A 25972-nucleotide genomic window follows, 5' to 3' on the forward strand; every position below is an offset into this window, starting at 1 on the left:
CGACCCGACACGATGTCAACGCTGCCATCCCACTCCGCCATCGCCGCCGGCGACGATCAGCTCGCCCACGCCGTCACGCATGAGCCGGGCGCGCTCCGGCGCACCCTGAAGCTGCGCCACCTGGTCTTCATCGGCCTCGCCTACATGGCGCCGCTCGCGGTGTTCGACATGTTCGGGATCGTCGCCGACCAGACCAGCGGCCACGTGCCGCTCGCCTATCTGGTGGTGCTGGTCGCGGTGCTCTTCACGGCGTTCAGCTACTCGCGCATGGTGCGCTTCTTCCCGATCGCCGGATCCGCCTACACCTACGCGAAGGAGACGATCCACCCGTCCGTGGGCTTCCTCGTGGGCTGGGCGGCGACCCTGGACTATCTGCTGCTGCCGATGATCAACGCGATCCTGTCCGGCATCTACATGGGCGCGATCTATCCCGGCGTGCCGTTCTGGGTGTGGGTGCTGCTCACCGTGGTCATCTGCACTGCGCTCAATCTGGTCGGCGTGCGGCTCGCGGCGAGCATGAACGTGATCCTGGTCGGCATCCAGCTCGTCGTCGCCGTGCTGTTCGTCGTGCTGGCGGTCGTGAACATCTCGAACGGCGCCAATGACGCTTCGTTCACGATCCGCCCGTTCTTCTCGGACGACGTCCAGGCGGCGGCCCTCGCCGGCGGCGCCGCGATCCTCGCACTGTCGTTCCTCGGCTTCGACGCGGTCTCCACCTTGGCCGAGGAGGCGGAGCGTCCGACCAGGGACATCCCCCGCGCGATCTTCCTCATCGTGGCCGCGGCAGGGGCGTTCTTCCTCACCGTCACCTACGTCATGCAGACACTTTTCCCCGACGTGACGAAGCTGGAGAACATCGTCGGCGCCTCCCCCGAGATCGCGAAGTACATCGGCGGTGCCGCGTTCCAGGCGATCTTCGTCGGCGGCTACATGATGGCGGTGCTGGGCTGCGGCATCACGCAGCAGATGAGCGCAGCGCGCCTGCTCTACGCCATGGGCCGCGACGGCGCCCTGCCGAAGCGACTGTTCGGCCGGGTGAACCCGCGAACCGGGGTGCCCGTCGCGAATGTGCTCATCGTCGCCGCGATCGCCCTGGCCGCGCTGTTCGTGAACCTCGCGCAGGCGTCGTCGATGATCAACTTCGGCGCGTTCATCGCCTTCACCTTCGTGAACCTGTCGGTGACCTTCGTGTTCTTCCGATTCATCACGAAGCGCACGATCGGATCCTGGATCGGCTTCGTCGTCGTCCCCGCGATCGGAGTCGTGATCAACGTGGCGCTCTGGCTCAGCCTGGACGGGATCTCGATGATCATCGGCGGCGCATGGACGGCGATCGGGGTCGTCTACCTGCTCGTGAAGACGCGCGGCTTCCGTGCTGCCCCGCCCGACCTGACGGGTCCGATCAACGTCGGCATGTACGACTGATCATCGAGCTGGCACCGGGCCCGGAGCGCTAAGCCCGTCGAGCCCGGTGCCGGCGCACGGCGTCGCGGTTGGCACAGCGCACCGAGCAGTAGCGTTGCCGCCCGTTGCGGGTCACATCGGCCACGACATTCGTGCACGGCGCCGCCGCGCAGCGCCCCAGTCGCGTCATCCCTCGTGTGACCAGGTGCAGTGAGGTGCCGACGGCGATCACGGCGCGCAGCACACGGGGCAGCGAATCCTCCTCGCCGCGATAGTGCAGATGCCAGCCTTCGCCGTCGTGGTCCGTGAGCCGCGGGTACGCCGCCGCCGTGGCCATCTGCGCGTTCAGCAGCGATGCGCGCGCCTGCGCGGTCGCCGCGTCGACGACGCGCAGCCACTCGTCGATCACGACTCGGGTCGCGGAATGGTCCTGCGGATCGTCCGGAAAGAGCATCGTCATGCCGAACTCGCGGGTGCGCTGCTCGATGCCGGCGCGATCGGACGGCCAGTCGTTCGCGAGCGATGCCGCCATCAGAACCGCGTACTCGCCGTAAGGGTTGAGATGCATAAGAGCATTACATCATCGTGGAATCATGACCGCCGCATCCACCCCCGACACCGCATCGATCCCCCTCACGACTCCGGATCCGCTCCGACCCGCTCCCGCGCACGAGCATGCCTGGAGGACGCGGTCCCGGCACAGGACGTCCGACGGCACGCTGCTGTACGTCCGCTGCGTGACCTGCGGCGCGCAACGCGTGGATCTGCATGCCGCAGACTCTGCGGCTCCGACCGCGCTCAGCCGCGCCCTCGGGGCCGGCGAGACCGATGGGCCGGCCGAGGGCGTCAGCCGGCCGTGAGCTCGGCGAGCTTCCGCACCGTGCGGAGGTTGCGCGCGGTACCGGCGACACCCAGCGCGCGATCGAGCACCGGGCGCGTGAGCTTGCTGGAGTGCACTCCCCCGGCGCCGAAATCGATCCACAGGTCGTTTCCGCGCAGGGCGATCCGTTCGCCGGGCTGCAGTCGCTCATTCAGCGTCTCGACCGCATCGGCCCGCGGCACTCCCTCGAGGAACATCGCGTGCAGCATCTTGTCGGCCGCAGCATCGGGGAACGGGTTCTCCTCGATCGCACGGACCAACTCGTGGTGCGTGCGCAGGATCACCGGGGTGTCCACGCCGAACGCGTCGTGAATCAGGGTCCGCACCTCCGCGCACACCGCCGGCGGATCCGCGGGCGCATCGCAGATGACGTTGCCGCTCGCGATGTACGTGGTCACCGTGCCGAACCCCCCGCGGTCGTTCATGAGCGCACGCAACTCCGCCATCGGCACCTTGTTCGCGCCGCTCACGTTCACGGCGCGCAGCAGCAGCGCGCAGCGTTCGACGGTCATTCGGCGGAGCCGTCGCTCGGCTGGTCGGAGACATCCGCGGAACCGGCGGGCGCCGTGCCCTCGGCCGGAGCATCCCGTCGGTCGGCGCTCGGCACGAGCTCGGCCCCGGCATGCGCGAGCTCGGCGAGCGCTGCGGCGCTCGATTCGGCGCCGACGCCCGCGACGAGGTCGGTCAGGATCCGCACGTGCACGCCGTGTGCGATCGCGTCGGACGCGGAGGCGCGCACGCAGTGGTCGGTCGCGATCCCGACGACGTCGGCGGTGAGCACGCTGTGCGCGGATAGGATCGCGGCGACCGTCTCGTCCGTCTCCGTCACACCCTCGAACATGGAGTAAGCGGGCTTGCCCTGCCCCTTACGCACGTGGTGGGTGACGGAGGCGGTGTCCAGCAGCGGGTCGTAGTCGGCGCCCGTGGTGCCGGCGACGCAGTGCACGGGCCAGCTGTCGACGTAGTCGGGCGCCTCGGAGAAGTGTCCGCCGTTGTCCCCCGTCGCGTCATGCCAGTCCCGCGAGGCGATGATGACGTCGTAGTCGGCCGCGTGCTCGTGCAGCAGCGCGGTGACGCCGCGGGCGACCGCGTCACCGCCGACCACGGCGAGGGCCCCCTCCTCGGTGAAGTCGTTCTGGACGTCGACGATCAGCAGTGCACGGGACATGCTCCGAGCGTACGCCGGAACGACGAAACCCCCTCCGAGGAGGGGGTTTCCCGTCGAGTCGAACGCCCGATGTGCGGCGCACCCTGCTTCCTCGCCATGGAGCTGACTCGCCTGTCTTGTGCACGACGGAAGCGTTCCTTACGCTCGAGACAGCTCCAAGATCCACGCCGCGGCCCGCATCCGTGCCGTGGTCCGCCGTGTCTTTCGGTTCTGTCCGCGCCTGGGAAGGGCGACGATGATCCCTCGTCTCAACCATCCGTCCGATCTCGAGGATCTTCGGCGCCGGCTTCGCGCGACCCGCTGGCCCGAGCCGTGGCCGGAGGTCGGATGGGAGGCGGGGACTCGACTCGACGACCTGCAGCGTCTCGTCGCCCACTGGGCCGATGGTTTCGATGCGGACGCACAGCAGCACCGGATCGAGGCGCTCCCCTGGCGTTCGGCCGACCTCGATGGCACGCCTGTCGGCTACCTGCGCTTCGACCCTGTCACGCCGGGCTCCGCTCTGCCGATCGTCCTGACCAATGGCTGGCCGAGCAGCGCGCTCGAGCTCGTGGATCTGGCCGAGCGCCTCTCGAACCCCTCCCGTTTCGCGGGCGACCCGTCCGATGCCCGCACCGTCATCGTGCCGGCCCTACCCGGCTTCCCGTTCTCGCCTCAGCGACCGACCCTCACCGGACAGACGCACGAGCTGTGGCACCGGCTGATGACCGCCGAGCTCGGATTCCCGCGGTACATCGCACACGGCGGTGATCTCGGCGCCGGGATCACCTCCCGTCTGGCGCAGGCGCACCCCGAACACCTCGCGGGCATCCATCTTCTCGCCGTGGCGGCACCGCGTGAGGTCGACTCCGAGAGCCTCACCGATGACGAGCGCGACCATCTCGAGCGCGTGCAGAGATGGATCTCGACGGAGGGCGCCTACCAGCACCAGCACCAGACCCGCCCGCTCACGCTCGCCCCGGCGCTCTCCGACTCGCCGGCCGGGCTGCTCTCCTGGATCCTGGAGAAGCACCGCGCATGGAGCGACTGCGGAGGAGTCCTCTCGACCCGATTCTCAGATGACTATCTCCTCACCCTCGCGTCGCTGTACTGGTCCACGAACTCGATCGCGACCTCGCTCCGGCCGTACTACGAGTTCGCCGCAGGACTCACGACTCGGGTCGACCGCGTTTCGGTGCCCACCGCGGTCGCGCTCTTCCCGTTCGACCTCGCCCGCCCTCCGCGCAGCTGGGCGGAGCGCACCTATGACGTCGTGCGGTACACCGTCATGCCCCGTGGCGGGCATTTCGCGCCGCATGAAGAGCCGGCGCTCCTCGCCGCGGACATCACAGAGTTCGCTCGGTCCCTGCCCCGGGTCGGCTGACCGCACACCGCAGCAGGAGAGGACGATGTCAGCACCGGTGCGACCAGGCCGAACGACGAAACCCCCTCCGAGGAGGGGGTTTCCGGTCGAGCCGCCCAAGGGAATCGAACCCTTGACCTTTTCATTACGAGTGAAATGCTCTGCCGACTGAGCTAGGGCGGCGCACACCCTGGTGGATGCGCATGCGGGCGAACCGCACGATCAACGATCTTACCCTGTCCGCGGGCGTGCTGCGAACCACGCGCACCCCGGGCGCGGCCCGGTCACGGCGACCACCGTCTCCGTGCGGATCCGGCCGTTCCGTCCGGATCTCACTTCTCGCAGCGGATCCCCGCCTTGTCCGGCACGGTGCCGTCCACGAAGTAGGCGTCCACGGCATCGTCCACGCACGAGTTGCCCTTGTTGTAGCCGGTGTGCCCCTCGCCGACGCGGGTGATGAGGATGCCGCCCTCGAGCTGCTTCGCGAGCGACTCGGCCCAGGTGTACGGGGTGGCGGGGTCATTGGTCGTGCCGATGACGAGGATGGGACCGGACCCCGCGGCGGCGATCTCGCCGCGCTTGCCCGTGGGAGGGTACGGCCACTGCTCGCACGGGTCGGGACCATCCCAGTATGGGGCGATGGTCGGAGCCTCGGCCTTGATCTTGGCATCGGATGCCGCCTTGGCCGCCGCGTCGTCCTCCAGGGGGTAGTCCATGCAGTTGTACGCCCGGAACGCCTCGGTCGAGTTGTCGGAGTACTTGCCGTTCTCGCGGTTGTTGTAGAAGTCCGCGAGCTGGAAGGCCACGGAGGGGTCGCCCTTCAGCACTGCCGTGAGCGACTGCGTGAGATACGACCAGCTGTCCTGCGAGTACAGCGCCGCGACGATCGAGGTCATCAGGGAGTCCGCTCCCAGCATGCGGCCGTCGGTGTTCTTCTGCGGTGAGCGGTCGACGCTCGCGAGGAGAGCGCCGAGATCTTTCATGGCGTCGTCGACCGTGCCCTGGAAAGGGCATTTCTTGCCCTTGAGGCAATCAGCCATGTACGCGCGCAGGGCGGATTCGAATCCGATCGCCTGCGTCGTGCTGACATCGAGGTTGGAGACCGCCGGATCCAGGGCGCCGTCCAGCACCAGGTGGCCCACGCGCTCCGGGTACAGCTCGGCGTAGGTGGCGCCGAGGAACGTGCCGTAGGAGTAGCCGAGGTAGTTCAGCTTCTTGTCCCCCAGCACGGCCCGGAGCAGATCCATGTCACGCGCGGAGTTCACCGTGGTGATGTAGGGCAGGATCCCATCGCTGTTCTGCTCACAGGCGTCGGCGAAGTCCTTGTTGGCGCTCTTCTGCGCCGTGGTCCACTCGTCGCTGCCGCGCGCGCCGGGGCGGATCGAGTACAGGTAGTCGTCCATCTGCGACGCGTCGAAGCACTTCACCGCGGTGGAGGATCCGACGCCGCGAGGATCGAAGCCGATGACGTCGTAGTTCTTGATGAGGGTCGGGCTGACCGCGTAGTCCAGGCTCGACTTGATCAGGTCGAGACCGCTCGCCCCGGGTCCGCCCGGGTTGGTCAGAAGAGATCCCTTCGAGGCGCCGGTCGCTCGATGACGCACCACGGCGAGGTCGAGAGTCCCCTTGCCGGGGTCCTCCCAGTCGAGCGGGGTCTTCACCGTGGTGCAGTCCATCCCAGCGCCGCACCCTGACCAGCTCAGCTTCTGCCCGTAGAACGGCTTGAGGTCTTCGGCGATGCCCGAGGTGTCGGGGGTCGCGGTCGGCCCGGCTGACGTGGGGTGGGCCGGGATCATCGCATACAGGCAACCGGACAGCGCGATCGCAGCGACGACGAGACCCGCCACCACCACCGAGGCGCGACGCAGGCGCGAGCGGGAACGGGTGTTCATGGTCTCCTCCCGCTCGTGACTGTCACGAGCAAGCTCTCAAGGGCGAGCACGGGAGCGACGTTGCGCTCCAGCGCTTCCCTGGTCTCGGCCAGATGGTCCAGCACGATCAGGGTGCGCTCCGGCGCCCACGCGGCGGCGAGGGCGGCGAGTTCGGGCGCGAGTTCTTCGTTGATGAGCGCGTCACCGCGGCCGAACTGCAGCATCACCACATCCCGGAACAGCGACTGCAGGTCGGTGAGGACCCGATCGAGGCCGTCGCGCACGCTGCGCTTGGCGCGCTGCTTCTGCTCGTCCTCCAGGGCGTTGATCTGCGAGCGCACGGCGGGCGGCACGGCCTGACCCTCGGCGATGCCCACCGTGTGCAGCAGCGCGCGGCGCTCGGCGTCGTCCCGCTCGGCGGTGAGGGCCTTCGCGTCGTCCGTCGCGGCCTGCACGATCTGCCCGGCGACTTCGACGGCGTCGTTGACCCCGCGCGCGCTCAGCACGGCGCGCAGAGTCTGCTCGCGGCGAGCGCGAGCGGCCTCGTCGGTCGCGAGCCGCTGCGCCATGCCGATGTGCCGCTGAGCGTGCCGGGCGGATTGCTCCGCCACGACCGGATCCGCCCCGGTGCGACGCACGATGAGCTCGGCGACCGCGGCCACATCGGGCTCGCGCAGCCGCAGCGAACGCACGCGGGAGCGGATCGTGGGCAGCAGATCCGCCTCGCTCGGCGCGCACAGGATCCAGACCGTCTGCTCGGGCGGCTCCTCGAGCGCCTTCAGCAGCACGTTCGAGGTGCGTTCGGTCATGCGATCGGCATCCTCGACGACGATCACGCGATACCGCCCGTTGGACGGGCCGAAGTACGACCGTTCGACGAGCGCACGGGCCTCGGCGATCGAGATGATCACCTTCTCCGTGCGCAGCACCGTCACGTCGGGGTGAGTGCCGGCGAGCACCTGACGCATGGTCTGCTCATCGTCCGGCCCCGAGGCGATCAGCGACGCGGCGAAGGCCGTGGCGAGCGTGGACCGGCCGGATCCGGGCGGCCCGGTGATGAGCCATGCGTGCGACATCGCCGCCGGGTCGGTGACCGCAGCCTGCAGCGTCTCCACTGCGGCATCCTGCCCCCACACGTCCGTCCACGGAAAAGGAGCGAAGACGGTGGCCGGCATGCGGTCAAGCCTAACCGCGGGGAGCGACATCGCGCGCCCTGTGCACAGGGCGCGCGGCTCAGTTCAGCAGCGTCGCCACACGCGCGCGCACCGCTTCCGCGATCGCGTCCGGGTCCTGCGCGGCGTCGACGACGACGAAGCGCTCCGGTTCGGCCTCGGCAAGGACGAGGAAGGACGCACGCACGCGCTGGTGGAACTCCTCCCGCTCGGCTTCGAGCCGGTCGAACGGCTTCTCCGCTGAATCCAGCCGGTGCCGTGCGGTAGCGGGATCGAGGTCGAGCAGCACGGTGAGGTCGGGCAGCGCGCCCTCGGCGCCCCACAAGGAGAGCCCGCGCACCTGGTCCGCGTCCAGCACGCGGCCGGCCCCCTGATACGCCACCGAGGAGTCCAGGTAGCGGTCCTGGATCACGACCTCCCCGCGCTCGAGCGCGGGGCGCACGACGGTGGCGACGTGGTGGGCGCGGTCGGCGGCGTACAGCAGCGCCTCGGCACGAGGGGCGATGTCACCACGGTGGTGCAGCACGATGTCGCGGATCAGCACGCCGACCTCGGAACCGCCGGGCTCGCGCGTGCGCAGCGTCTTCCAGCCCTGCTCGTGCAGCCAGCCCTCCAGGAGCCCCGCTTGCGTGGTCTTGCCGGAGCCGTCGCCGCCCTCGAGGGTGATCCAGAGGCCGCGGCCCCCGCTCACGCGCCGGCCTGCTTCTTCGCCGCGTTGGCGGCCCGGGTGGCGGCGGCCTTCTTCGCGGCGGCGGAGCGGGCGGCGGCCTTCTCGTCGTCGGTCTTGGCCGCCACCTTCCGTGCCGGAGCCTTCTTCGCTGCCGCCTTGCCGGGGGCCTTCTTCGCCGTGGTCGTCTTCTTCGCAGCGGCCGCCCGGGTTCCGCGCTTGGGCGCCGGCCCCTTCGCGCGCTTGTCGGCCAGCATCTGCACGGCGATCTCGAAGGTGATGTCCTGCACCTGCTGTCCGCGCGGGATCGTCACATTGGTCTCGCCGTCGGTGACGTATGCGCCGAAGCGGCCGTCGCGGATCCGAATCGGCTTGCCGCTCACGGGATCCGCCTCGAACTCGGCAAGCGCACTGGATGCGCGCCGGGCGCCGTACTTGGGCTGCGCGTAGATCGCCAGCGCCTGGTCCAGGCTGATGTCGAAGATCTGCTGCTCGCTCTCCAGCGAGCGCGAGTCGGCGCCCTTCTTCAGGTACGGCCCGAATCGGCCATTCTGCGCGGTGATCTCGTCCTCCGTCGCCGGATCCACGCCCACCACGCGCGGCAGCTCGAGGAGCTTCAGCGCCGTGTCCAGGTCGATCGTGTCGACCGACATCGAGCGGAACAGCGAGGCGGTGCGCGGCTTGGGCGCCGCCTCCTTCTTCGCGCCCCGCTTGGGCTTCGGCGCTTCGACGACCTCGCCGGTCGCCTCATCGACCTGGTCATCGTCGGAGACCGGATCGTTCTCCTGGATGTACGGGCCGAATCGGCCGTCCTTGACGACGATCACCTTGCCGTTGTCGGGGTTCTCCCCCAGCACGCGGTCGCCCGCGACGGGAGCGTCGATGAGCTCCTGCGCCTTGGCCGCGGTCAGCTCGTCGGGAGCCAGATCCTCCGGCACGTTGACGATGCGCGGCTTCGCGTCGGGGTGCGCCGGGTCGGCGACCTCGAGGTACGGGCCGTACTTGCCGAACCGGAGCGTGGCCGTGTCGGTGATCCGCGTCGCGTTCAGCGCCCGCGCATCGATCTCACCCAGGTTGTCGACCACCTGGCGCAGGCCCACCTGGGTGTCGTTGCCGTAGTAGAAGGAGTGCAGCCACTCGATGCGCTTCTGCTCGCCGCGGGCGATCGCGTCGAGGTCGTCCTCGAGCGCGGCCGTGAAGTCGTAGTCGATGAGATCGGCGAAGTGCTGCTCGAGCAGCCGCACCACGCTGAACGCCATCCACGTCGGAACGAGCGCCTGACCGCGCTTGGTCGCGTAGCCGCGGTCGATCACGGTGCCGATGATGCTGGCGAACGTCGACGGGCGCCCGATGCCGTGCTCCTCGAGCGCCTTGACCAGCGACGCCTCCGTGTAGCGCGGCTTCGGAGTGGTGCGGTGCGGCTTCGCCTCGGCCTCCGCGACGCCGAGCACGTCCCCGACGGCGACCGCCGGGAGCGACTGGTTCTCCGCGGCATCGGCGGCGTGGCGCTTCTCGTCGCGTCCCTCCTCGTACGCCTCCAGGAATCCCTTGAAGGTGTACACCGTGCCGGACGCGGTGAACTCGGCCGTGCGCCCATCGGCATCGACGGCGATCGTCACCGTGGTGGTCTCGTACTTCGCGTCCGACATCTGGCTGGCGACCGTGCGCTTCCAGATCAGGTCGTAGAGACGCGACTCCTCGCGATCGAGCTGCGACGCCACCGAAGCGGGCGTGCGGAACTTCTCGCCCGACGGCCGGATCGCCTCATGCGCCTCCTGCGCGTTCTTGCTCTTGCCCTTGTACACGCGGGGCTTCAGCGGCACGGCCGCATCGCCGTAGAGCGCGACCGCCTGCGACCGGGCCGCCTGCACCGCCTGGGTGCTGAGAGCGACCGAGTCGGTGCGCATATAGGTGATGTAGCCCTTCTCGTAGAGACGCTGGGCGACACTCATCGCCTGCTTCGCGCTCATCGAGAGCTTGCGCCCCGCCTCCTGCTGCAGCGTGGAGGTCGTGAAGGGGGCGTACGGGCTGCGGGTGCCGGGCTTCGCCTCGACCTTGGTGACGGTGCCGGATCCGACGGCGTCGACGGCGGCGGCGAGCGCGGCGGCCGCCTTCTCATCGAGGATGACGACCGCCCTCTTCAGAGCGCCGTTGTCGTCGAAGTCCGTGCCGCGGGCGATCGCGCCGCCGTCCAGGCGGACCAGACGCACCGTGAAGGCCGAGCCCGACGCGGATGCCGTGGCGTCCACATCCCAGTACTCGGCCGAGACGAACGCCATGCGTTCACGCTCGCGGTCCACGATCATTCGGGTGGCAGCCGACTGCACGCGACCCGCGGAGAGGCCCGACTTGACCTTGTACCAGAGCACCGGCGAGACGTCCCACCCGTACAGGCGGTCCAGGATCCGGCGGGTCTCCTGCGCGTCGACGAGCGCGAGGTCGAGCTCGCGGGTGTTGCCGACCGCGGCCTGGATCGCATCCTTGGTGATCTCGTGGAAGACCATCCGCTTGACCGGCACCTTGGGCTTCAGCGTCTCCAGGAGATGCCACGCGATGGCCTCGCCCTCGCGGTCCTCATCGGTGGCGAGCAAGAGCTCGTCGGCGGTCTTCAGCGCGCGCTTCAGCTCGGCGACGGTCTTGGTCTTGCGATCCGAGACCACGTAATAGGGGTCGAAGTCGTGGTCGACGTCGATCGAGTACTTGCCGTACGCCTGCTTGTCAGCGGCCGGGATGTCCTTCTTGTCGGCCAGGTCACGGATGTGACCCACCGAGCTGAGCACCTCGAAGCCCTCGCCGAGATAGCCCTGAATGGACCTCATCTTCGTCGGGGACTCGACGATGACAAGCTTCTTGCCTTGCGCCACGGGTGCGTCCTTTCGTCGAAGCACACCATACACACCGCACCGGAGTCGGGGACTCAGCACGATCATCCGTCGCCCGCAGGAAGTTCGGGTGGTCCTGCACGGGATCCGGCGACGGCCGGGAATCCAGCGTACGCCGCCGCGACGTGCACGATGACCACAGCGCCCTCGATGCGACAGTCCTGCAGAGCCGCCTGGTGCGCCTGCGCGACCCGGGCGGCGAGGGCGCAGGGGTCATCCGCCGCGGGGATCGCTCCCGAGAGCGTGTCGGCCGCGGCCAGTGCTGCGGCGTCGGCGGCCGCGGCCATCCGCTGCGATGTCGCACCGGCCCCGCCGATCATGGCAGCGCCGAGCCCGAGCACTGCCGTCACGGCGATCCCGCCGACCGCGAGTGCGGAGCCCGCCATCACCGGCCCCCATCCAGGGCACACCCGGTCGCGTGGATCGGCACGGCGATTCCGCCGAGGATGCGCGTCTCGGCCGACGCAGTGACGCACACCAGGTCGTCGGATCTGCTCACAGCGAATCCCGCCGCCGGATCCGCTCGCGCCACGGCAGCCCCGGCTCCCCCCGCTTCGTCCCCTCGCCCGAGGATGCGCGCAGCGTCGGCCACCGCATCCTGCAGCGCCACCATGCGCATGCCCGCACCCAGCGCGCCGACGCCGAGCAGCATCGTCAGCACGACGATCGGCAGGGCGACGGCGAGCTCCGCCGTCGCGGACCCGCGCTCCCGATCGCGGTGCGCAGCCCCGGCCGGGGCATGCCCGCGACCAGGACGGCGACCGAACGGGCTCCGCGGCGTCATGCCACCGTCAGCGCACGGCGCACGAGATCCGTCAGGATCCCGCGCACCTCATCGCTGCGCATGATCACGACGAGCAAGCCGGCGAAGGCGACCGCCGCCATCGTCGCGATGGCGTACTCCGCCGTGGCGGCGCCGGTCTCGTCGCCGAAAAGCAGGGCCGCCCGCCGCCGGGTGAGCGGCGGCAGGGCGACGATGGGCGACGCCGACGAGGCCGCGTCGGAATGCCGGATCGACGACGACGTCACGTCGACCCTGGGATGGATCTGGTTCATGGTGTTCCTTCTCTCTTCTCTTGCGGATGACGGCACCAGGTCGGGAGCCGTCGGGCTCAGTTGAACGGCAGCGGGGTCGTCGACAGCACGCTCAGGATCAGGGGCGCGACGCCCAGCAGCATGAACGCCGGCAGCGTGCAGGCCCCGAGTGGGAGCAGCAGGCGCGAGCTCAGCCGCGCGGCGCCCGTGCGACCGGCGGTGCGGGCATCCCGCCTCGCGCGATCCGCCTCGGCCCGCAGCAGTTCCACCGCCGGCACTCCGGCAGCCCTGGACAGACGCAGCACGCGCTCGATCGCCTCCTCGGCAGTCGCAGGGTCATCGTCCGCCGTGCTCTCCTGCTCCACGAGCGAACGGGCGCGCGGGATCGCGGTTCCGCCCGTGAGCGCGACCACGAGCAGCTCCGCGCGGATCCCCGGGACCCCCGGTTGCGGGGCGGCCCGCCGTACCAGGGCTCTGGTCCATGCGCGCGCGGCCCACAGCAGCCCCAACCCGGATGCCAGGCATGCCCATCCGGCCGGCTGCGTGAGCAGCACCGTCACGGTGTCGAAGCCGAGGGCGGTGCCGAGTAGCAGGCCGACCAGCGGCAGCCACAGCATGAGCCGGGCCGTGCCGGCAGGTTCCGCGAGCGCAACCGAGATCTCGGCCCTGATGTCACCGGCACCCTCGAGTGCCGCGGCGATCGCGCGCAGCACCTCCCCCAGCGGTGCGCCCACGGTCGCGGCGATCCCCCACGCCGCCGCGACCGTGCGCCACACCCCGCCCCGGATGCGGATCGCATCGACCAGCGCACGTCCGTGCTCCACATCGGCGAGCACGTCGACGGCGTCGGCCGAGCCGCTCTCCGCCAGGTGCCGCCAGGCTGTCAGCGGCGCCGCGCCCGCCTGCAGCAGCACGGCCAGTGTGCGCACGACCTCCGCGACCTCGGCCTCGCTGCGTTCGCCTCCACCTCGCAGACGCCGATGCCCCGACCGAACACGCCCGCCAGCTCCGGGCCACCGCTTCACGCGCCTCACCACGGCTGCACCTCCTCGATGCCCAGGTGCTCGCCCTCCAGCCGCAGCACGCCCACCTGCGCGAGCCGGCGCACCCCGCCCGTGGCGCGCACCAGATGCAGCACAAAGGCGAACGCGCTCACGGCCTGACGTGCGAGCGCGGGCGGATCCATCCCCGCCAGTGCGCCGAGCGCTTCCAGCCGGGCGGGAACGTCGGCGAGTCCATTCGCGTGCAGGGTGCCCGCGCCGCCGTCGTGGCCCGTGTTGAGCGCGGTCAGCAGATCTCGGATCTCCTCCCCGCGGCACTCCCCCACGATCAGCCGGTCCGGCCGCATCCGCAGGGACTCGCGCACGAGGCGGGCCACGCCGATCGCGCCGACGCCCTCCAGGTTCGGCTGCCGGGCCTCGAGTGACACATGGTGCGCATGCCGGGGCCGCAGTTCGGCGACGTCCTCGATCGTGACGATCCGCTCCTGCGGCGGCACGTGCGCGAGCAGGGCCGCAAGCATCGTGGTCTTCCCCGTGCCGGTGCCTCCCGTGATCAGCACGTTCTTCCGCTCGCGCACCGTCCGCTCGAGCCAGGCCCGCTGCGCCGCGTCGACAGCGCCGAGCCGGCCCAGGTCGTCGAGATCCGCAGCGCGCACCCGCGGGATCCGCACCGAGACCGCGGTTCCGCTGGTCGACACCGGCGCGAGCACGGCATGCACGCGGACGCCCGAGGCGAGCCGCACGTCCACGCAGGGCGCCTGATCGTCGAGGTGCCGGCCGCCGAGCGCCACCAGCCGCACGGCGAGCTCGCGCACCTCGCGCTCCGACGCGGTCCATCCGGGCACCGGCTCGGCGCCGGCGCCGCGATCGAGGAAGAGGCCGCCGGCACCGTTCAGGAACAGATCCGTCACCTGCGGATCTGCGGCGTGCACGGCCAGCTCGCCGAATGCCGGATCCAGTTCCAGCCGCTCGGCGGCGGCAGCGGATCCGCGCGGGACGATCACGAAGGGCGAGGCCATGTCCCGACGCTAGGGATCCACGTCCCAGCGCAGGACGGGGTTCGCGCAACCCGTGCACAACCTGCGGTCCGGCCGGTCTGTGCGGAGCGAGCGGCGGCCTGCGACGCCGGCGGTCGCGCCCCGTGGGTCGACAGGAGAAATGCCATTCCGCAGGACGGATCCGGCCGGATCCTCCTCCGGAGACGCGATCGTCCTGCAGAAGTGCGACGCGGAGGCCGTGGCGCACGCCGCGGGGAGAAGAGAGGTGGGCGGCATCCCACGGGGGGAATGGGATGCCGCCCGACTGCGGCCGGCGGTGGGGGGAACCGTCGGAGCCGCAGGAAAGCCGGATTCGATTGATCGGCCGTCGGACAGTGTACGTCTGAAAAGGAACTGTACAAAACGGATCCGAGTACCGACTTCCGTCGGTAGTGAGAGACTCTGGGCACGGCTAGATTCGCCGATGTCCCGGCTCACGCCGCGATGCCCCCCGCCGCAAAGGAGCGCCCTCTCATCATGAGCAGCCAGATCGATCACGTCTTCGACGAGACCCGCGTCTTCCCGCCTTCCCCCGAGTTCGCCGCGGCGGCCGTCGCGCAGCCGGAGATCTACACCGAGGCGGCCACCGATCGCGAGGCGTTCTGGGCGAAGCAGGCCCGCGAGCTGCACTGGCACACACCGTTCACCGAGGTGCTGGACTGGTCCGCGCCTCCTTTCGCGAAGTGGTTCGCGGACGGCGAGCTCAACGTCGCATACAACTGCCTCGACCGGCACGTCGAGGCCGGAAACGGCGACCGCGTCGCCCTGCTCTGGGAGGGCGAGCCCGGCGATGAGCGCCGGATCACCTATGCCGAGCTGACCGACGAGGTCAAGCGCCTGGCGAACGTGCTCGAAGGGCTCGGCGTCGGCCACGGCGACCGCGTCGCCATCTACCTGCCGATGATCCCCGAGGCCGTGGCCTCGATGCTCGCCGTCGCGCGCATCGGCGCGATCCACTCCGTCGTCTTCGGCGGCTTCAGCGCCGACAGCCTGCGCTCGCGCATCGACGACGCCGGCGCGAAGCTCGTGATCACCGCCGACGGCGGCTACCGCAAGGGCAAGGCGTCCGCGCTCAAGCCGACGGTCGACCAGGCGCTCGCCGACCGGGGCGACGGCGAGCAGAACACCGTCGAGCACGTGCTCGTGGTGAAGCGCTGCGAGAACGAGATCGACTGGGACGACGAGCGCGACCTCTGGTACCACGACGTGGTGAGCGCGGCCTCGAACGCGCACGACGCGCAGGCGTTCCCCGCGGAGAACCCGCTGTTCATCCTCTACACCTCCGGTACCACCGGGAAGCCCAAGGGCATCCTGCACACCTCCGGCGGCTACCTCACGCAGGCGTCGTACACGCACCGCGTCGTCTTCGACCTGAAGCCCGAGACCGACGTCTACTGGTGCACCGCCGACATCGGCTGGGTCACCGGGCACTCGTACGTGGCGTACGGGCCGCTCGCCAACGGCGCCACGCAGGTCATGTACGAGGGCACGCCGGAGACCCCGCAGCAGGGACGCTGGTGGGACATCATCCAGAAGTACGGCGTCACCACGCTCTACACGGCCCCCACCGCGATCCGCTCCTTCATGAAGCTGGGCCGCGAGATCCCCAATCGGTACGACCTGACCTCCCTGCGCCTGCTCGGATCCGTCGGCGAGCCGATCAACCCCGAAGCCTGGATCTGGTACCGCGATGTCATCGGCGGCAGCCGCACGCCGATCGTGGACACCTGGTGGCAGACCGAGACCGGCGCGATCATGGTCTCGCCGCTCCCCGGCATCACCGCGACCAAGCCGGGCTCGGCGCAGGTGGCGGTGCCCGGCATCTCGATCGACGTGGTCGACGACGACGGCACCACCGTGGGCATCGGCGGGGGCGGACTGCTGGCGATCACCGAGCCGTGGCCGAGCATGCTGCGCGGCATCTGGGGCGACCCGGAACGGTTCAAGGAGACGTACTGGGAGAAGTTCGAGAAGCAGGGCTACTACTTCGCGGGTGACGGCGCGCGTTTCGACGAGGACGGCGACCTGTGGCTGCTCGGCCGTGTCGACGACGTGATGAACGTGTCCGGCCACCGCCTCTCCACCGCCGAGATCGAGTCCGCCCTCGTGGCACATGAGGCGACCGCCGAGGCCGCCGTGGTCGGCGCCTCCGATGAGACCACGGGTCAGGCGGTCGTCGCGTTCGTCATCATCAAGGAGAGCTACCTCAAGGCGCACTCCCCCGAGGGCCTCGCGCAGCTGCTGCGAGGCTGGGTCGGCGAGCAGATCGGCCCGATCGCCCGCCCGCGTGACGTCTACATCGTCGGCGAGCTGCCCAAGACCCGCTCCGGCAAGATCATGCGCCGCCTGCTGCGCGACGTGGCCGAGGGCCGTGAGGTCGGCGACACGACGACCCTCGCCGACACGATGGTGATGTCGACCATCTCGGCGCAGGTGAAGTAGCGGATCCGGTCCCCACGACAGCAGAAGGGGCCGCTCTCCGAACGGAGAGCGGCCCCTTCTGTCGTGAAGGACTCAGGCGAGGGTGAAGACGACCTCGACCTCGACCGGGCTGTCCAGTGGCAGCACCGACACGCCGACGGCGGCACGGACGTGCTTGCCGGCGTCGCCGAAGACCTCACCCAGCACCTCGCTCGCGCCGTTGATCACGCCGGGCTGGCCCGAGAACGACGGGTCCGAGGCAACGAAACCGCCCACGCGCAGCACTCCGCCGAGGCGGTCCACGCCGCCGGCCGCATCGGCGGCCGCGGCGATCGCGTTCAGCGCGCACACGCGGGCGAGCCCCTTGGCGGCATCCGCCGGGACCTCCGCGCCGACCTTGCCCGTCGTGGGGAGGGATCCGGCCACGAACGGCAGCTGACCGGAGGTGTACACGAGTCCGGCATGCACCCGGGCGGGCACGTAGGCGGCCACAGGGGCGGCGACGGACGGCAGCTCGATGCCGAGCTCGGCGAGGCGGGCGCTGATGGTCATGCAGATTCTCCTTCGAACTGGCGCGCGGCCTCCGCGGCCGCGGAAAGGCCGGTGTTGGCGGCGCTGTCGCCGCCGACCGGGCGCTTGAGGTACGCGACGAGCCCGCCCTCGGGCCCGGTGACGACCTGCACCAGCTCCCAGCCCTGCTTGCCCCAGTTGTTCAGGATGGCGGCGGTGTTGTGGATCAGCAGCGGTGTGGTGAGGTATTCCCACGTGGTCATGGCTCTCCCGGAGGGACGGACGCGCTCGGGCGCGTCAAAGTTTGCGTTCAGGGAACTCCCCTACGATCAAGCGTATGCCTCAGACCAAACGCACGCTCACCGGTGTGCTCAGCGGCCTGGCCGGCCTTGTCGGTCTCAGCGTCGTCGCCGGTGTGCTCGTCACGGCCACTGTCACTCCGGTGTTCGCCGTCACCGGAGCTGCCGCCGCCCAGTCGATCGACATGTTCGAAGGCCTGCCCTCCAATCTGAAGGTCGACCGTCCGATGCAGCCGACGACGATCTACTCCAAGGACGCCGCCGGCAACGATCAGGTCATGGCGCGGTTCTACGACCAGAACCGCGTTCCGGTGACCTACAACCAGGTCGCTCCAGTGCTGTACGACGCGCTGCTGGCGAGCGAGGACAAGAACTTCTACTCGCACGGCGGGATCGACATCGCCGGAACCATCAAGGCCGTCGTCGGCAACGTGAGCGGATCCGCCACCAACGGCGGGTCGTCCATCAGCCAGCAGTACGTGAAGAACGTTCTGCTGCAGGAGTGCGAGAAGGGCGTTCCCCTCTCCGACGAGAAGCGTGACGACAAGCTCCAGCAGTGCTGGGTCGACGCGGCCTCCGCCGTCGGCTCCAAGGGCATCGCCCGCAAACTGCAGGAGATCCGCTACGCCACGGCGATCGAGAAGCAGTATTCCAAGAACGACATCCTCATCGGCTACCTGAACCTGGTGAACTTCGGCGGCACCACGTACGGCATCGAGGCCGCGGCGCAGCGCTACTTCAGCGTCTCCGCCTCGCAGCTCAACGCAGTGCAGGCCGCGACGCTCGTCGGCATGGTGCAGAACCCGAACGCCTTCCGTATCGACATGCCCGGTGGCACGTACGACTGCGACAAGGACGGCAAGAACTGCAAGAACTCGCAGGCGGACGGTTACCACGACACTCTCGTGCGCCGGAACTATGTGCTCAGCCGCATGGAAGTTCTCGGAAAGATCACCGAGGCGGAGTACGAGGCCGACAAGGCGCAGCCGATCACACCGGCGATCAAGACGCCCTCTTCAGGTTGTGCTGACGCAGGCGACAACGCCTACTTCTGCAAGTATGTGCAGGCGACGCTCGAGGGTGACTCATCGCTCGACTCCGCACTCGGACCGCAGAAGGATCGCTCGGACAAGCTGCTTCGCGGTGGCCTGAACGTCTACACGACCCTGTCCGCGCCGATGCAGGGCGCCGCCGTGCAAGCCATGCACGACCGCACCACTCCGACGATCGACGGCATGGACTTCGGAGCGGCGGCCGTGAACCTCGACCCCAAGACCGGCAGGATCCTCGCGCTCGCGCAGAACACTGTTTTCAACGAGGCGCAAGACGCGCCTCCTGGGCAGACGGGCATCGTCTACGCGGCCGATCAGGCTCACGGCGGAGGCATCGGCTTCTCGGTCGGATCCACCTACAAGGTCTTCACCCTCATCGACTGGCTGGAAAAGGGACATTCTCTCCGCGAGTCGGTGAACGGCAACCTGCAGCGGCTTACGTTCAAGTGCGGCACCGATACGATGCCCGCCGACACCGGTGAGATCGGCAACTTCCAGAATCAGCGCGGCTATGTCGGCACGCCGATGCAGTTCACCGCGGCGTCACTGAACAGCGGCTTCCTGGCGATGGCCGCAAAGCTCGACCTCTGCGACATCAACGACGTCGCAGCTCGGATGGGTCTGCACTTGGGCACCGAGTACAAGGGCGCGATGATCCCGGTGAACAATCGGGCCGAGATTCTCGATGACCAGGGGAATACTCTCGCATCCGCACCTGCACCGTTCGACGTGCTCGGATCGAAGAACATCGCGCCGCTCGACATGGCCTCCGTGTACGCAGCTATCGCGAACAACGGCACCCGTTGCGCGCCGCACGCGATCGATAAGATCACCGGACCCGACGGCTCTGAGCTCTCTCTGCCGCCGACCACGTGCACCGAAGTCATCAAGCCGGAGATCGCCGCGGCGGCGGCGTATGCGCTGCAGGGCGTCATGAGCGGTGGCGGCACGGGTTCTCAGGCAAACCCAGGCGATGGCACGTCACTCATCGGCAAGACCGGTTCGCACAACAACCAGCAGACGATGCTCATGGCGTCATCGACGGCGTCCACCACGGGAATCTGGGTCGGCCAGGCAAGCGGCAACGTCGTCATCGACGACTTCGAGACGCAGGGCACCAGCGTGAACAACATCCGTTACGGCCTGGGCAGGGACATTCTGACGGCTGCGGACAGCCTGTTCCCTGGAGGCGACTTCCCAAGTCCGAACCAAAGCGCGCTCAAGCAGTCGTACACGAACCTGCCGAGCGTGGTCGGCATGACCGTCGACCAGGCGACGCAGACGCTCCAGGGCGCCGGATTCTCCGTCTCCGTCGGCGCCGCCGTGCAGAGCAACCTGCCGACGGATCAAGTCGCCCAGCAGGATCCGGGTCCCGGTCAGGTCGTCACGGGCAGCACGATCACGATCTCGCCGAGCAATGGCCAGGGCGCCACGGTGCCGAACGTGGTCGGCATGACAATGGGCGACGCGGCCAACGCGCTGAAGGCCGCGGGCTTCCAGGCGGCGAAGGGCACCTGCACCCCGGGTAACGGCGACGATTCCGGCACCGTGTCCGCGACGAACCCCGCCGCAGGGACAGCGGCTCCGAAGGGCTCCTCCGTCACGCTCAACTACGTGAAGAAGAACTGCTGAGGATGACGACCTCTCGCACCACCCGTTCGGCCCTCATCGCACTCGGTGCGGTGGGGGCCGCCGGTGTCGCGGCCGCCACCTGGGGCATCGGCATCGAGCGCTACCTCTTCACGCTGCGCCACGCGACCGCGCGATCGCTGCCCGCAGGATCGCGCCCGCTGCGGATCCTGCACGTGTCCGACGCCCACATGGCGCCGTGGCAGCACCGTAAGCAGCGCTGGCTCGCTTCGCTGGCGGAACTGCGCCCCGACCTCGTCGTGAACACCGGCGACAACCTCGGTCATGAGCGCGGACTCGAAGGCGTCCGCGCGGCGTTCGCCCCGTTCGCCGGAACGCCGGGCGTCTTCGTGCACGGCTCGAACGACGTCCACGCGCCGTCGCCGCGCAACCCCTTCCGCTATTTCACGGGCCCGTCGGCACGCGTCGCTACGGCGCCGAAACTCGACACACCAGCCATGGATGCGTTCTTCACAGACGAACTGGGCTGGCACGATCTGAACAATGCTGCGACGTCACTGACCGTGGCCGGCGAGCGGGTGGATCTGTTCGGCGTCGACGACGCGCACCGCGACTGGGACGATCTCGATGCGCTGCCTGCCGCGATCGACGCACTGGGACCTCGCCCGGCCGACGTGCCCGTCCTGGGCGTCACGCACGCACCGTACCAGCGCGTGCTTAACTCGTTCACCGATCTCGGCGCCGACGCGATCCTGGGCGGCCACACGCATGGCGGCCAGGTCTGCGTCCCCGGTTTCGGCGCGATCGTGGCCAACTGCGACATTCCGCTGAAGCAGGCGAAGGGTCTCAGCACCTGGACGCACGCCGGACGCACGGTGCCGCTGAACGTGAGCGCCGGCTGCGGGCACTCGATCTACGCGCCGATCCGCTTCGCCTGCCGCCCCGAGGCGACGCTGCTGACGCTGCTGCCCCGGGGCTGACTGGCCTCGGAATCCTGATCTTCGGTGAATTCTTATCTTCGGAGCGTTGGGTTCGAACCATGAAGCGCTCCTCGATGATCACGTACACGATCGTCGGTCTCGCCGTCGCCTGCCTCGCGGCTGTGGCCGCAGTGCCCGTCGTCTCGGCCGTCACGTCTGCACGTCACGTTCAGCCGACCGCGGAAAGCGCAACTGAAGCCACACCTGATCCCACGTCCATGCCGTCCCCCGACCCGGACCGCGTCATCTGGCTCGGCGACGGGATCAGCGTGAAAGCGAGCGAACTCCCGAAGGGGTGCACGAGCTACTCGAAGATCGAGATCTTCGAGGTGAACAGCCACAGTTACGGCAGGCTCATCGGTGAGGCGGAAGACCGCGGATCTTCCACGGGCGCGACCGGAACGGTGAGCCGCGACGCAGTGGGGAATATCGTCAGCTACACGGCCGCACCCGGAGACAACACGTGGAGCGTCGGCGACCGTCTCTGCACGAACCCCCTCATGGTCGGGCGGTACAACCACGTCGGTTCCGACCCGGGTGATCACCCCCTCCAGCCCGGCGAGACGGTCGTGATCCGTCCCGACATGAACGTCGAATGGGTGCCGGCCACCTGACGTTCGCGGCCGCGCGACGAAGATCCTCATGGCCGCGGCAGCTTCGGCCCGCCACGCGCGGGTTCCACCTCGATTCGCTCCTGGCGCGCTCGCCGTATAGACTTGAACGGTTGCCACGGGGTGTGGCGCAGCTTGGTAGCGCGCTTCGTTCGGGACGAAGAGGCCGCAGGTTCAAATCCTGTCACCCCGACGTAAACGCAAGTGAGGGACCAGCCCGCCAGGGCCGGTCCCTCACTTGCGTTTGATCGCGGTAGTGAAGAAAGGGCTCCTAGACAGCGTCGAGAACCCGGCCCGGCTCCCTCTCACCCGGATCCTCTACGCTGGAACTGCTATGACGACGCCCCGCCTGGTCGCCTTCGACCTCGACGACACTCTCGCGCCCTCCAAGAGCGCGATCGATCCCCGCATCGCCGACTTGCTCCTCGCCCTGGCGCAGCGGGTCGAGGTCGCGATCATCTCCGGCGGCAACGAGGAGCAGTTCCGCACCCAGGTCGTCTCCCGGCTCGGCGCCGACGCCCGGCTCCTGCAGCGCATCCACCTGCTGCCCACCTGCGGCACCCGCTACCTTCGTCACGACGGATCCGACTTCACCCTCGTCTACGCCCGCGACCTCAGCGACCAGCAGAAGACCGCCGCTCTCGCCGCCCTCGAAGAAGAGGCGCACCGCCTCGGACTCTGGGAGAGCGAGACCTGGGGCCCCATCCTCGAAGACCGCGGCTCGCAGATCACCTTCTCCGCCCTCGGTCAGAAGGCCCCCCACGACGCGAAGAAGGCCTGGGACCCCGACGGATCGCGGCGCGCCGCCCTCCGCGACGCCGTCGCCCCCCGCATACCCGACCTCGAAGTCCGCTCCGGCGGATCCACGTCGATCGACATCACGCGCGCCGGCATCGACAAGGCCTACGGCATGACCGAGCTCGCCGAACGAACCGCGATCCCCTTCACGGACATGCTCTTCTACGGCGACCGCCTCGACGAGGGCGGCAACGACTACCCCGTCAAGGCCCTCGGCGTGCCCTGCGTCGCCGTGGAGGGCTGGGAGGACACCGCGGACCACCTCGACGCCCTGCTGCCCGTGCTGGACGCCGATTCCGTCGCCCGACAGGCGCTCTGACGCCTCAGTCGACGTCTCGCGCGAGCCCGCGGATCCGCGCGGCATAGCGCTCGATCGAGGCTGTCGCCGCCGCCTCTTCGGGGCGGTTGAGGTAGCCGTGTGTCGTGCCGGGTTCGGTGGCGACCTCGACCGGGATCCCCGCGGCCGCGAGCGTGCGGGCGAAGAGCTCCCCCGACACGCGGAGCTCGTCGACCTCGGCGTTGATCATGATCACGGGCGGGTAGCCCGCCACCTCGGCGATGCTCGCGAGGCCGGGGGCCGCCGACGGCGTCGCCTGGCTCACCGGGCCCCCGAGGTAGTTCTCGTACATCGTGCGTACGGAGTCCGGACCGAACACGTCGGCGTCGGGATCCGCGTCCAGCGCAGCACGTAACGCCTGATCCGGCGCAGGCTGCACCGCCAGGAGCGTCGGATACGCCAGCACGGCCAGGGCCGGCATCGCGGTACCGGCCCGGCCGGACAGCCGCAGCGTGGCGGAGGCCGCGAGGTTGCCGCCGGCGCTGGTGCCGCCGAGCGCCCACGGTCCGCCGGCGACCCCGGACTCCACCGCCCAGGCGAAGGCCGCCACGACATCGTCCACGGGCACCGGGTGGTGCGCGCCGCTCAGCCCGGCACGCGCGACCCCACTGAGACGCGGCGGCGCCAGCCGGTAGTCCACGGAGACGACCGCGATGCCGCGCTCCGCGAAGGAGCGTGAGACCCAGTCCGCCTCCGGCATGTCCAGGTCGCCCCCGGAGAAGCCGCCACCGTGCAGCCAGACCAGCCCTGGCCCCGCGGGCGCGGACGGGTGATACACCCGCACCGGGATCGCTCCATGCGGACCGTCGATGCGCCGGTCCTCGACGTCGACCCGGCCCGAGGCATCGGAGGTCATCGCGTCGCGACCTCGGCGGCGCTCGACGCCACCGGCACCATGCGGGTGAGCTGGGTGACGTGACGCGGTTCCAGTTCGGCCAGCGATGAGACCCCGAGCAGGCGCATCGTGCGTTCGATCTCGGTGCGCAGGATCGCGATCGTGCGGTCCACTCCGCGGCGTCCGCCGGCCATGAGGCCGTACAGGTAGGCGCGCCCGATGAGCGTGAAGTCCGCGCCCAGGGCGACCGCGGCGACGATGTCGGCGCCGTTCATGATGCCGGTGTCGACCATGACCGTGAAGTCCTCGCCCACGGTCTTGCGCACCTGCGGCAGCAGGTGGAACGGGATCGGCGCCCGGTCGAGCTGACGGCCGCCGTGGTTGGAGAGCACCACGCCGTCCACGCCGTGGGTGTCCTTCAGCCGCACCGCGTCCTCGACCGTCTGCACGCCCTTCACGATGAGCTTGCCGGGCCAGATGCCGCGGATCACCTCGAGATCGTCATAGCCGATCGTGGGATCCATCGCCGCATCGAGCAACTCTCCGACGGTGCCCCCGGTTGTCGACAGCGACGCGAACTCGAGCTTGGGAGTGGTCAGGAAGTCGATCCACCACCACGGCCGCGGGATCGCGTTGATGATGGTTCCGAGGGTGAGCTGCGGCGGGATCGAGAACCCGTTGCGCTTGTCCCGCAGGCGCGCACCCGCGACCGGAGTGTCGACCGTGAACATCAGTGTGTCGAACCCGGCCTCGGCGGCGCGGCGGGTGAGGCCGTAGGAGATCTCACGGTCGCGCATCACGTACAGCTGGAACCAGTTGCGCCCGTGCGGGTTGGTGGCCTTGACGTCCTCGATCGAGGTCGTTCCGAGCGTGGACAGCGTGAAGGGGATCCCGGCGGCCGCGGCGGCACCCGCCCCGGCGACCTCGCCCTCGGTCTGCATGAGGCGCGTGAACCCCGTCGGCGCGATCCCGAAGGGCAACGCGCTCGGAGCGCCGAGGATCGTCGTGGACATGTCCAGCTCGGGGGCCGGGGCGAGTATCCCCGGGTGGAACTCCACATCCTCGAACGCCTGCCGGGCGCGTGCCAGCGACAGCTCGCCCTCGGCCGCACCGTCGGTGTAGTCGAAGGCGGCCTTGGGCGTGCGACGCTTCGCGATCGTGCGCAGATCCGAGATCGTCAGCGCCCCCTCAAGGCGGCGCTTCGTGCCGTCGAGTTCGGGCTTCTTGAAACTCATCAGCTCGAAGATCTCGGCGGGGTTGGGGAGCTGGCGCTGCACCATGGAGGGTCCTTCCGATCAAGGGTTCGTGTCGGCCGCGCCGGCCAAGCCGGTCGCGGCGTAGTAGCCGGTGATGTGGTCGCGCACGAGCGCCGCCGCCGCGTCGGCGCGGCCCTCATCGATCGCACGGACGATGTCGCGATGCTCGGCGCGGAGCCGCGCCGTCATGTCCGTCCAATCATCGATTCCGGCGGATCCGGTGCGGACGTACGATTCGATGCTGTCGCGCAGGCCCGTCATCATCGCCGAGACCACGGTGTTGCCGCTGGCCTCGGCCAGCGTGAGGTGCAGCTGCGCGTCAAGGGCGAGGAAGTCGGCGGCATCCAGGTCGGCGTCCATCGCGTCGAGGAGCCGATGGGCCTCCGCTGTATCGCCCTCTCCCCCGGCGAGAGCTGTGACGACGGCCTGTTCCAGGATGAGGCGGGTTCCGACGACGTCGGCGATCGGGAAACTCTGCGCGGCGACCTGGAGACGCAGCAGCGCGGAAAGACCCCCTCCGGGAGCGGCGATGACGATCGCCCCCGCCTGCGGGCCGGATCCGGTCGACGTGCGGATGAGTCCCATCACCTCGAGCACCCGGATCGCCTCGCGCACGCTGGAGCGGCCCACCCCGAGCCCGGCCGCCAGATCGCGTTCGCTGGGCAGCCTGTTACCGGGGCCGAGCTCGCCATCCAGGAGTCGCTGTTCGACGTGCTGCAGCACCGTGCGCCAGGTGCGCGCGGGCGTGTCGCTGCGGTCGGGCATCGGTCCTCCTGTGGTCAGACCACAGCTTAGGGCGTGTGGTCAGACCACGCAACCACCCT

25 protein-coding genes and 2 tRNA genes are annotated in these 25972 nt (G+C 69.5%); 9 read left to right on the forward strand and 18 right to left on the reverse strand.

Annotated features, from left to right (window positions below; genetic code table 11):
* The first annotated feature begins 12 nt into the window (after positions 1-12).
* Complete coding sequence (locus AC1DCT_RS06605) at positions 13-1425, forward strand: APC family permease (protein WP_477428129.1); 1413 nt, start codon at positions 13-15, stop codon at positions 1423-1425.
* A gap of 28 nt (positions 1426-1453) precedes the next feature.
* Here the strand turns inward: AC1DCT_RS06605 and AC1DCT_RS06610 are convergent, their stop codons facing one another.
* Complete coding sequence (locus tag AC1DCT_RS06610) at positions 1454-1972, reverse strand: CGNR zinc finger domain-containing protein (protein ID WP_477428131.1); 519 nt, start codon at positions 1970-1972, stop codon at positions 1454-1456.
* Between the two features lie 25 nt (positions 1973-1997).
* On the opposite strand from AC1DCT_RS06610, the gene AC1DCT_RS06615 reads away from it, so the two are divergent.
* On the forward strand, positions 1998-2264 hold the full coding sequence (locus tag AC1DCT_RS06615) for a hypothetical protein (RefSeq protein ID WP_441977668.1): 267 nt from the start codon (positions 1998-2000) through the stop codon (positions 2262-2264).
* Here AC1DCT_RS06615 and AC1DCT_RS06620 read toward each other — a convergent pair.
* Together AC1DCT_RS06620 and AC1DCT_RS06625 are read right to left on the reverse strand one after the other, a co-directional pair.
* Complete coding sequence (locus AC1DCT_RS06620; RefSeq protein ID WP_477428133.1) at positions 2251-2796, reverse strand: DUF1697 domain-containing protein; 546 nt, start codon at positions 2794-2796, stop codon at positions 2251-2253. The two genes, AC1DCT_RS06615 and AC1DCT_RS06620, sit on opposite strands and share 14 nt — an antisense overlap.
* On the reverse strand, positions 2793-3452 hold the full coding sequence (locus AC1DCT_RS06625; protein WP_477428135.1) for an isochorismatase family protein: 660 nt from the start codon (positions 3450-3452) through the stop codon (positions 2793-2795). The genes AC1DCT_RS06620 and AC1DCT_RS06625 overlap by 4 nt, the downstream gene beginning before the upstream one ends.
* Positions 3453-3687: 235 nt before the next feature.
* On the opposite strand from AC1DCT_RS06625, the gene AC1DCT_RS06630 reads away from it, so the two are divergent.
* Complete coding sequence (locus AC1DCT_RS06630; protein WP_440733788.1) at positions 3688-4815, forward strand: epoxide hydrolase family protein; 1128 nt, start codon at positions 3688-3690, stop codon at positions 4813-4815.
* An 89-nt stretch (positions 4816-4904) separates the two neighbouring features.
* Here AC1DCT_RS06630 and AC1DCT_RS06635 read toward each other — a convergent pair.
* The 10 genes from AC1DCT_RS06635 to AC1DCT_RS06680 form a co-directional block, all read right to left on the reverse strand.
* Positions 4905-4977, reverse strand: a tRNA-Thr gene (locus AC1DCT_RS06635).
* A gap of 149 nt (positions 4978-5126) precedes the next feature.
* Positions 5127-6686 (reverse strand): alpha/beta hydrolase, encoded by a 1560-nt coding sequence (locus AC1DCT_RS06640; RefSeq protein WP_477428137.1) that lies wholly within the window; start codon positions 6684-6686, stop codon positions 5127-5129.
* A complete protein-coding gene (locus AC1DCT_RS06645; RefSeq protein WP_477428139.1) occupies positions 6683-7840 on the reverse strand; it encodes a DNA polymerase III subunit delta' in 1158 nt (385 codons plus the stop codon). Before AC1DCT_RS06645 ends, AC1DCT_RS06640 begins: the two co-directional genes overlap by 4 nt.
* A gap of 58 nt (positions 7841-7898) precedes the next feature.
* On the reverse strand, positions 7899-8528 hold the full coding sequence (gene tmk / locus AC1DCT_RS06650; RefSeq protein WP_477428141.1) for a dTMP kinase: 630 nt from the start codon (positions 8526-8528) through the stop codon (positions 7899-7901).
* On the reverse strand, positions 8525-11368 hold the full coding sequence (gene topA, locus AC1DCT_RS06655) for a type I DNA topoisomerase (protein ID WP_477428143.1): 2844 nt from the start codon (positions 11366-11368) through the stop codon (positions 8525-8527). The genes tmk and topA overlap by 4 nt, the downstream gene beginning before the upstream one ends.
* A 62-nt stretch (positions 11369-11430) precedes the next feature.
* Complete coding sequence (locus tag AC1DCT_RS06660; protein ID WP_440733793.1) at positions 11431-11772, reverse strand: helicase; 342 nt, start codon at positions 11770-11772, stop codon at positions 11431-11433.
* The gene (locus AC1DCT_RS06665) at positions 11772-12170 is read right to left on the reverse strand and encodes a TadE family protein (protein WP_441977677.1); all 399 of its coding nucleotides are present in this window, start codon (positions 12168-12170) and stop codon (positions 11772-11774) included. Before AC1DCT_RS06665 ends, AC1DCT_RS06660 begins: the two co-directional genes overlap by 1 nt.
* Positions 12167-12364, reverse strand: a complete 198-nt coding sequence (locus tag AC1DCT_RS06670) for a DUF4244 domain-containing protein (RefSeq protein WP_441977767.1) — start codon at positions 12362-12364, stop codon at positions 12167-12169. The genes AC1DCT_RS06665 and AC1DCT_RS06670 overlap by 4 nt, the downstream gene beginning before the upstream one ends.
* A 134-nt stretch (positions 12365-12498) precedes the next feature.
* Positions 12499-13350 carry a type II secretion system F family protein gene (locus tag AC1DCT_RS06675; protein WP_441977678.1) on the reverse strand — a complete coding sequence of 284 codons (852 nt, stop codon included), beginning with the start codon at positions 13348-13350 and terminating at the stop codon, positions 12499-12501.
* Positions 13351-13451: 101 nt separating this feature from the next.
* A complete protein-coding gene (locus tag AC1DCT_RS06680) occupies positions 13452-14441 on the reverse strand; it encodes a TadA family conjugal transfer-associated ATPase (RefSeq protein ID WP_477428145.1) in 990 nt (329 codons plus the stop codon).
* 495 nt (positions 14442-14936) lie between these two features.
* Between AC1DCT_RS06680 and acs the strand changes: the two genes are divergently transcribed.
* Positions 14937-16901, forward strand: a complete 1965-nt coding sequence (gene acs / locus AC1DCT_RS06685; RefSeq protein WP_477428147.1) for an acetate--CoA ligase — start codon at positions 14937-14939, stop codon at positions 16899-16901.
* 72 nt (positions 16902-16973) lie between these two features.
* Here the strand turns inward: acs and AC1DCT_RS06690 are convergent, their stop codons facing one another.
* Together AC1DCT_RS06690 and AC1DCT_RS06695 are read right to left on the reverse strand one after the other, a co-directional pair.
* Positions 16974-17432, reverse strand: a complete 459-nt coding sequence (locus AC1DCT_RS06690; protein ID WP_477428149.1) for a RidA family protein — start codon at positions 17430-17432, stop codon at positions 16974-16976.
* Positions 17429-17653: a DUF4177 domain-containing protein gene (locus AC1DCT_RS06695; protein WP_441977681.1), complete on the reverse strand. Its 225-nt coding sequence runs from the start codon at positions 17651-17653 to the stop codon at positions 17429-17431. Before AC1DCT_RS06695 ends, AC1DCT_RS06690 begins: the two co-directional genes overlap by 4 nt.
* 74 nt (positions 17654-17727) lie before the next feature.
* Between AC1DCT_RS06695 and AC1DCT_RS06700 the strand changes: the two genes are divergently transcribed.
* From AC1DCT_RS06700 to AC1DCT_RS06720, 5 genes are all read left to right on the forward strand, one after another.
* On the forward strand, positions 17728-20373 hold the full coding sequence (locus tag AC1DCT_RS06700) for a transglycosylase domain-containing protein (RefSeq protein WP_477229558.1): 2646 nt from the start codon (positions 17728-17730) through the stop codon (positions 20371-20373).
* Positions 20374-20375: 2 nt separating this feature from the next.
* On the forward strand, positions 20376-21311 hold the full coding sequence (locus AC1DCT_RS06705) for a metallophosphoesterase (RefSeq protein ID WP_477428151.1): 936 nt from the start codon (positions 20376-20378) through the stop codon (positions 21309-21311).
* A 59-nt stretch (positions 21312-21370) separates the two neighbouring features.
* Positions 21371-21925 carry a hypothetical protein gene (locus AC1DCT_RS06710; protein ID WP_477428153.1) on the forward strand — a complete coding sequence of 185 codons (555 nt, stop codon included), beginning with the start codon at positions 21371-21373 and terminating at the stop codon, positions 21923-21925.
* A 116-nt stretch (positions 21926-22041) separates the two neighbouring features.
* Positions 22042-22115, forward strand: a tRNA-Pro gene (locus AC1DCT_RS06715).
* A 141-nt stretch (positions 22116-22256) separates the two neighbouring features.
* Entirely contained in the window at positions 22257-23039 is a 783-nt protein-coding gene (locus tag AC1DCT_RS06720; protein WP_477428155.1) for an HAD-IIB family hydrolase, read from the forward strand.
* A gap of 4 nt (positions 23040-23043) precedes the next feature.
* On the opposite strand, the gene AC1DCT_RS06725 is transcribed toward AC1DCT_RS06720, so the two are convergent.
* Genes AC1DCT_RS06725 through AC1DCT_RS06735 form a run of 3 tightly spaced genes read right to left on the reverse strand, consistent with a single transcriptional unit; the run spans position 23044 to position 25913 of the window.
* Entirely contained in the window at positions 23044-23913 is an 870-nt protein-coding gene (locus AC1DCT_RS06725; protein WP_477428157.1) for an alpha/beta hydrolase, read from the reverse strand.
* Entirely contained in the window at positions 23910-25172 is a 1263-nt protein-coding gene (locus AC1DCT_RS06730) for an alpha-hydroxy acid oxidase (protein WP_477428159.1), read from the reverse strand. The genes AC1DCT_RS06725 and AC1DCT_RS06730 overlap by 4 nt, the downstream gene beginning before the upstream one ends.
* Positions 25173-25187: 15 nt before the next feature.
* Positions 25188-25913, reverse strand: a complete 726-nt coding sequence (locus AC1DCT_RS06735) for a FadR/GntR family transcriptional regulator (RefSeq protein ID WP_477428161.1) — start codon at positions 25911-25913, stop codon at positions 25188-25190.
* Between the last annotated feature and the right edge of the window lie 59 nt (positions 25914-25972).

The sequence above is a fragment of the Microbacterium sp. 10L49 genome (genome assembly GCF_056395125.1).

Excerpts from the sequence above, each read along its gene's own strand:
- AC1DCT_RS06630 (WP_440733788.1), top strand. The coding sequence starts at position 3,688 with ATGATCCCTCGTCTCAACCATCCGTCCGATCTCGAGGATCTTCGGCGC.
- AC1DCT_RS06660 (WP_440733793.1), bottom strand. The coding sequence starts at position 11,772 with ATGGCGGGCTCCGCACTCGCGGTCGGCGGGATCGCCGTGACGGCAGTG.
- AC1DCT_RS06700 (WP_477229558.1), top strand. The coding sequence starts at position 17,728 with ATGCCTCAGACCAAACGCACGCTCACCGGTGTGCTCAGCGGCCTGGCC.
- AC1DCT_RS06605 (WP_477428129.1), top strand. The coding sequence starts at position 13 with ATGTCAACGCTGCCATCCCACTCCGCCATCGCCGCCGGCGACGATCAG.
- AC1DCT_RS06730 (WP_477428159.1), bottom strand. The coding sequence starts at position 25,172 with ATGGTGCAGCGCCAGCTCCCCAACCCCGCCGAGATCTTCGAGCTGATG.
- AC1DCT_RS06710 (WP_477428153.1), top strand. The coding sequence starts at position 21,371 with ATGAAGCGCTCCTCGATGATCACGTACACGATCGTCGGTCTCGCCGTC.
- AC1DCT_RS06610 (WP_477428131.1), bottom strand. The coding sequence starts at position 1,972 with ATGCATCTCAACCCTTACGGCGAGTACGCGGTTCTGATGGCGGCATCG.
- AC1DCT_RS06720 (WP_477428155.1), top strand. The coding sequence starts at position 22,257 with ATGACGACGCCCCGCCTGGTCGCCTTCGACCTCGACGACACTCTCGCG.
- AC1DCT_RS06735 (WP_477428161.1), bottom strand. The coding sequence starts at position 25,913 with ATGCCCGACCGCAGCGACACGCCCGCGCGCACCTGGCGCACGGTGCTG.
- AC1DCT_RS06695 (WP_441977681.1), bottom strand. The coding sequence starts at position 17,653 with ATGACCACGTGGGAATACCTCACCACACCGCTGCTGATCCACAACACC.
- acs (WP_477428147.1), top strand. The coding sequence starts at position 14,937 with ATGAGCAGCCAGATCGATCACGTCTTCGACGAGACCCGCGTCTTCCCG.
- AC1DCT_RS06620 (WP_477428133.1), bottom strand. The coding sequence starts at position 2,796 with ATGACCGTCGAACGCTGCGCGCTGCTGCTGCGCGCCGTGAACGTGAGC.
- AC1DCT_RS06615 (WP_441977668.1), top strand. The coding sequence starts at position 1,998 with ATGACCGCCGCATCCACCCCCGACACCGCATCGATCCCCCTCACGACT.
- AC1DCT_RS06680 (WP_477428145.1), bottom strand. The coding sequence starts at position 14,441 with ATGGCCTCGCCCTTCGTGATCGTCCCGCGCGGATCCGCTGCCGCCGCC.
- AC1DCT_RS06725 (WP_477428157.1), bottom strand. The coding sequence starts at position 23,913 with ATGACCTCCGATGCCTCGGGCCGGGTCGACGTCGAGGACCGGCGCATC.
- AC1DCT_RS06645 (WP_477428139.1), bottom strand. The coding sequence starts at position 7,840 with ATGCCGGCCACCGTCTTCGCTCCTTTTCCGTGGACGGACGTGTGGGGG.
- AC1DCT_RS06640 (WP_477428137.1), bottom strand. The coding sequence starts at position 6,686 with ATGAACACCCGTTCCCGCTCGCGCCTGCGTCGCGCCTCGGTGGTGGTG.
- AC1DCT_RS06690 (WP_477428149.1), bottom strand. The coding sequence starts at position 17,432 with ATGACCATCAGCGCCCGCCTCGCCGAGCTCGGCATCGAGCTGCCGTCC.
- AC1DCT_RS06665 (WP_441977677.1), bottom strand. The coding sequence starts at position 12,170 with ATGACGCCGCGGAGCCCGTTCGGTCGCCGTCCTGGTCGCGGGCATGCC.
- AC1DCT_RS06625 (WP_477428135.1), bottom strand. The coding sequence starts at position 3,452 with ATGTCCCGTGCACTGCTGATCGTCGACGTCCAGAACGACTTCACCGAG.
- AC1DCT_RS06705 (WP_477428151.1), top strand. The coding sequence starts at position 20,376 with ATGACGACCTCTCGCACCACCCGTTCGGCCCTCATCGCACTCGGTGCG.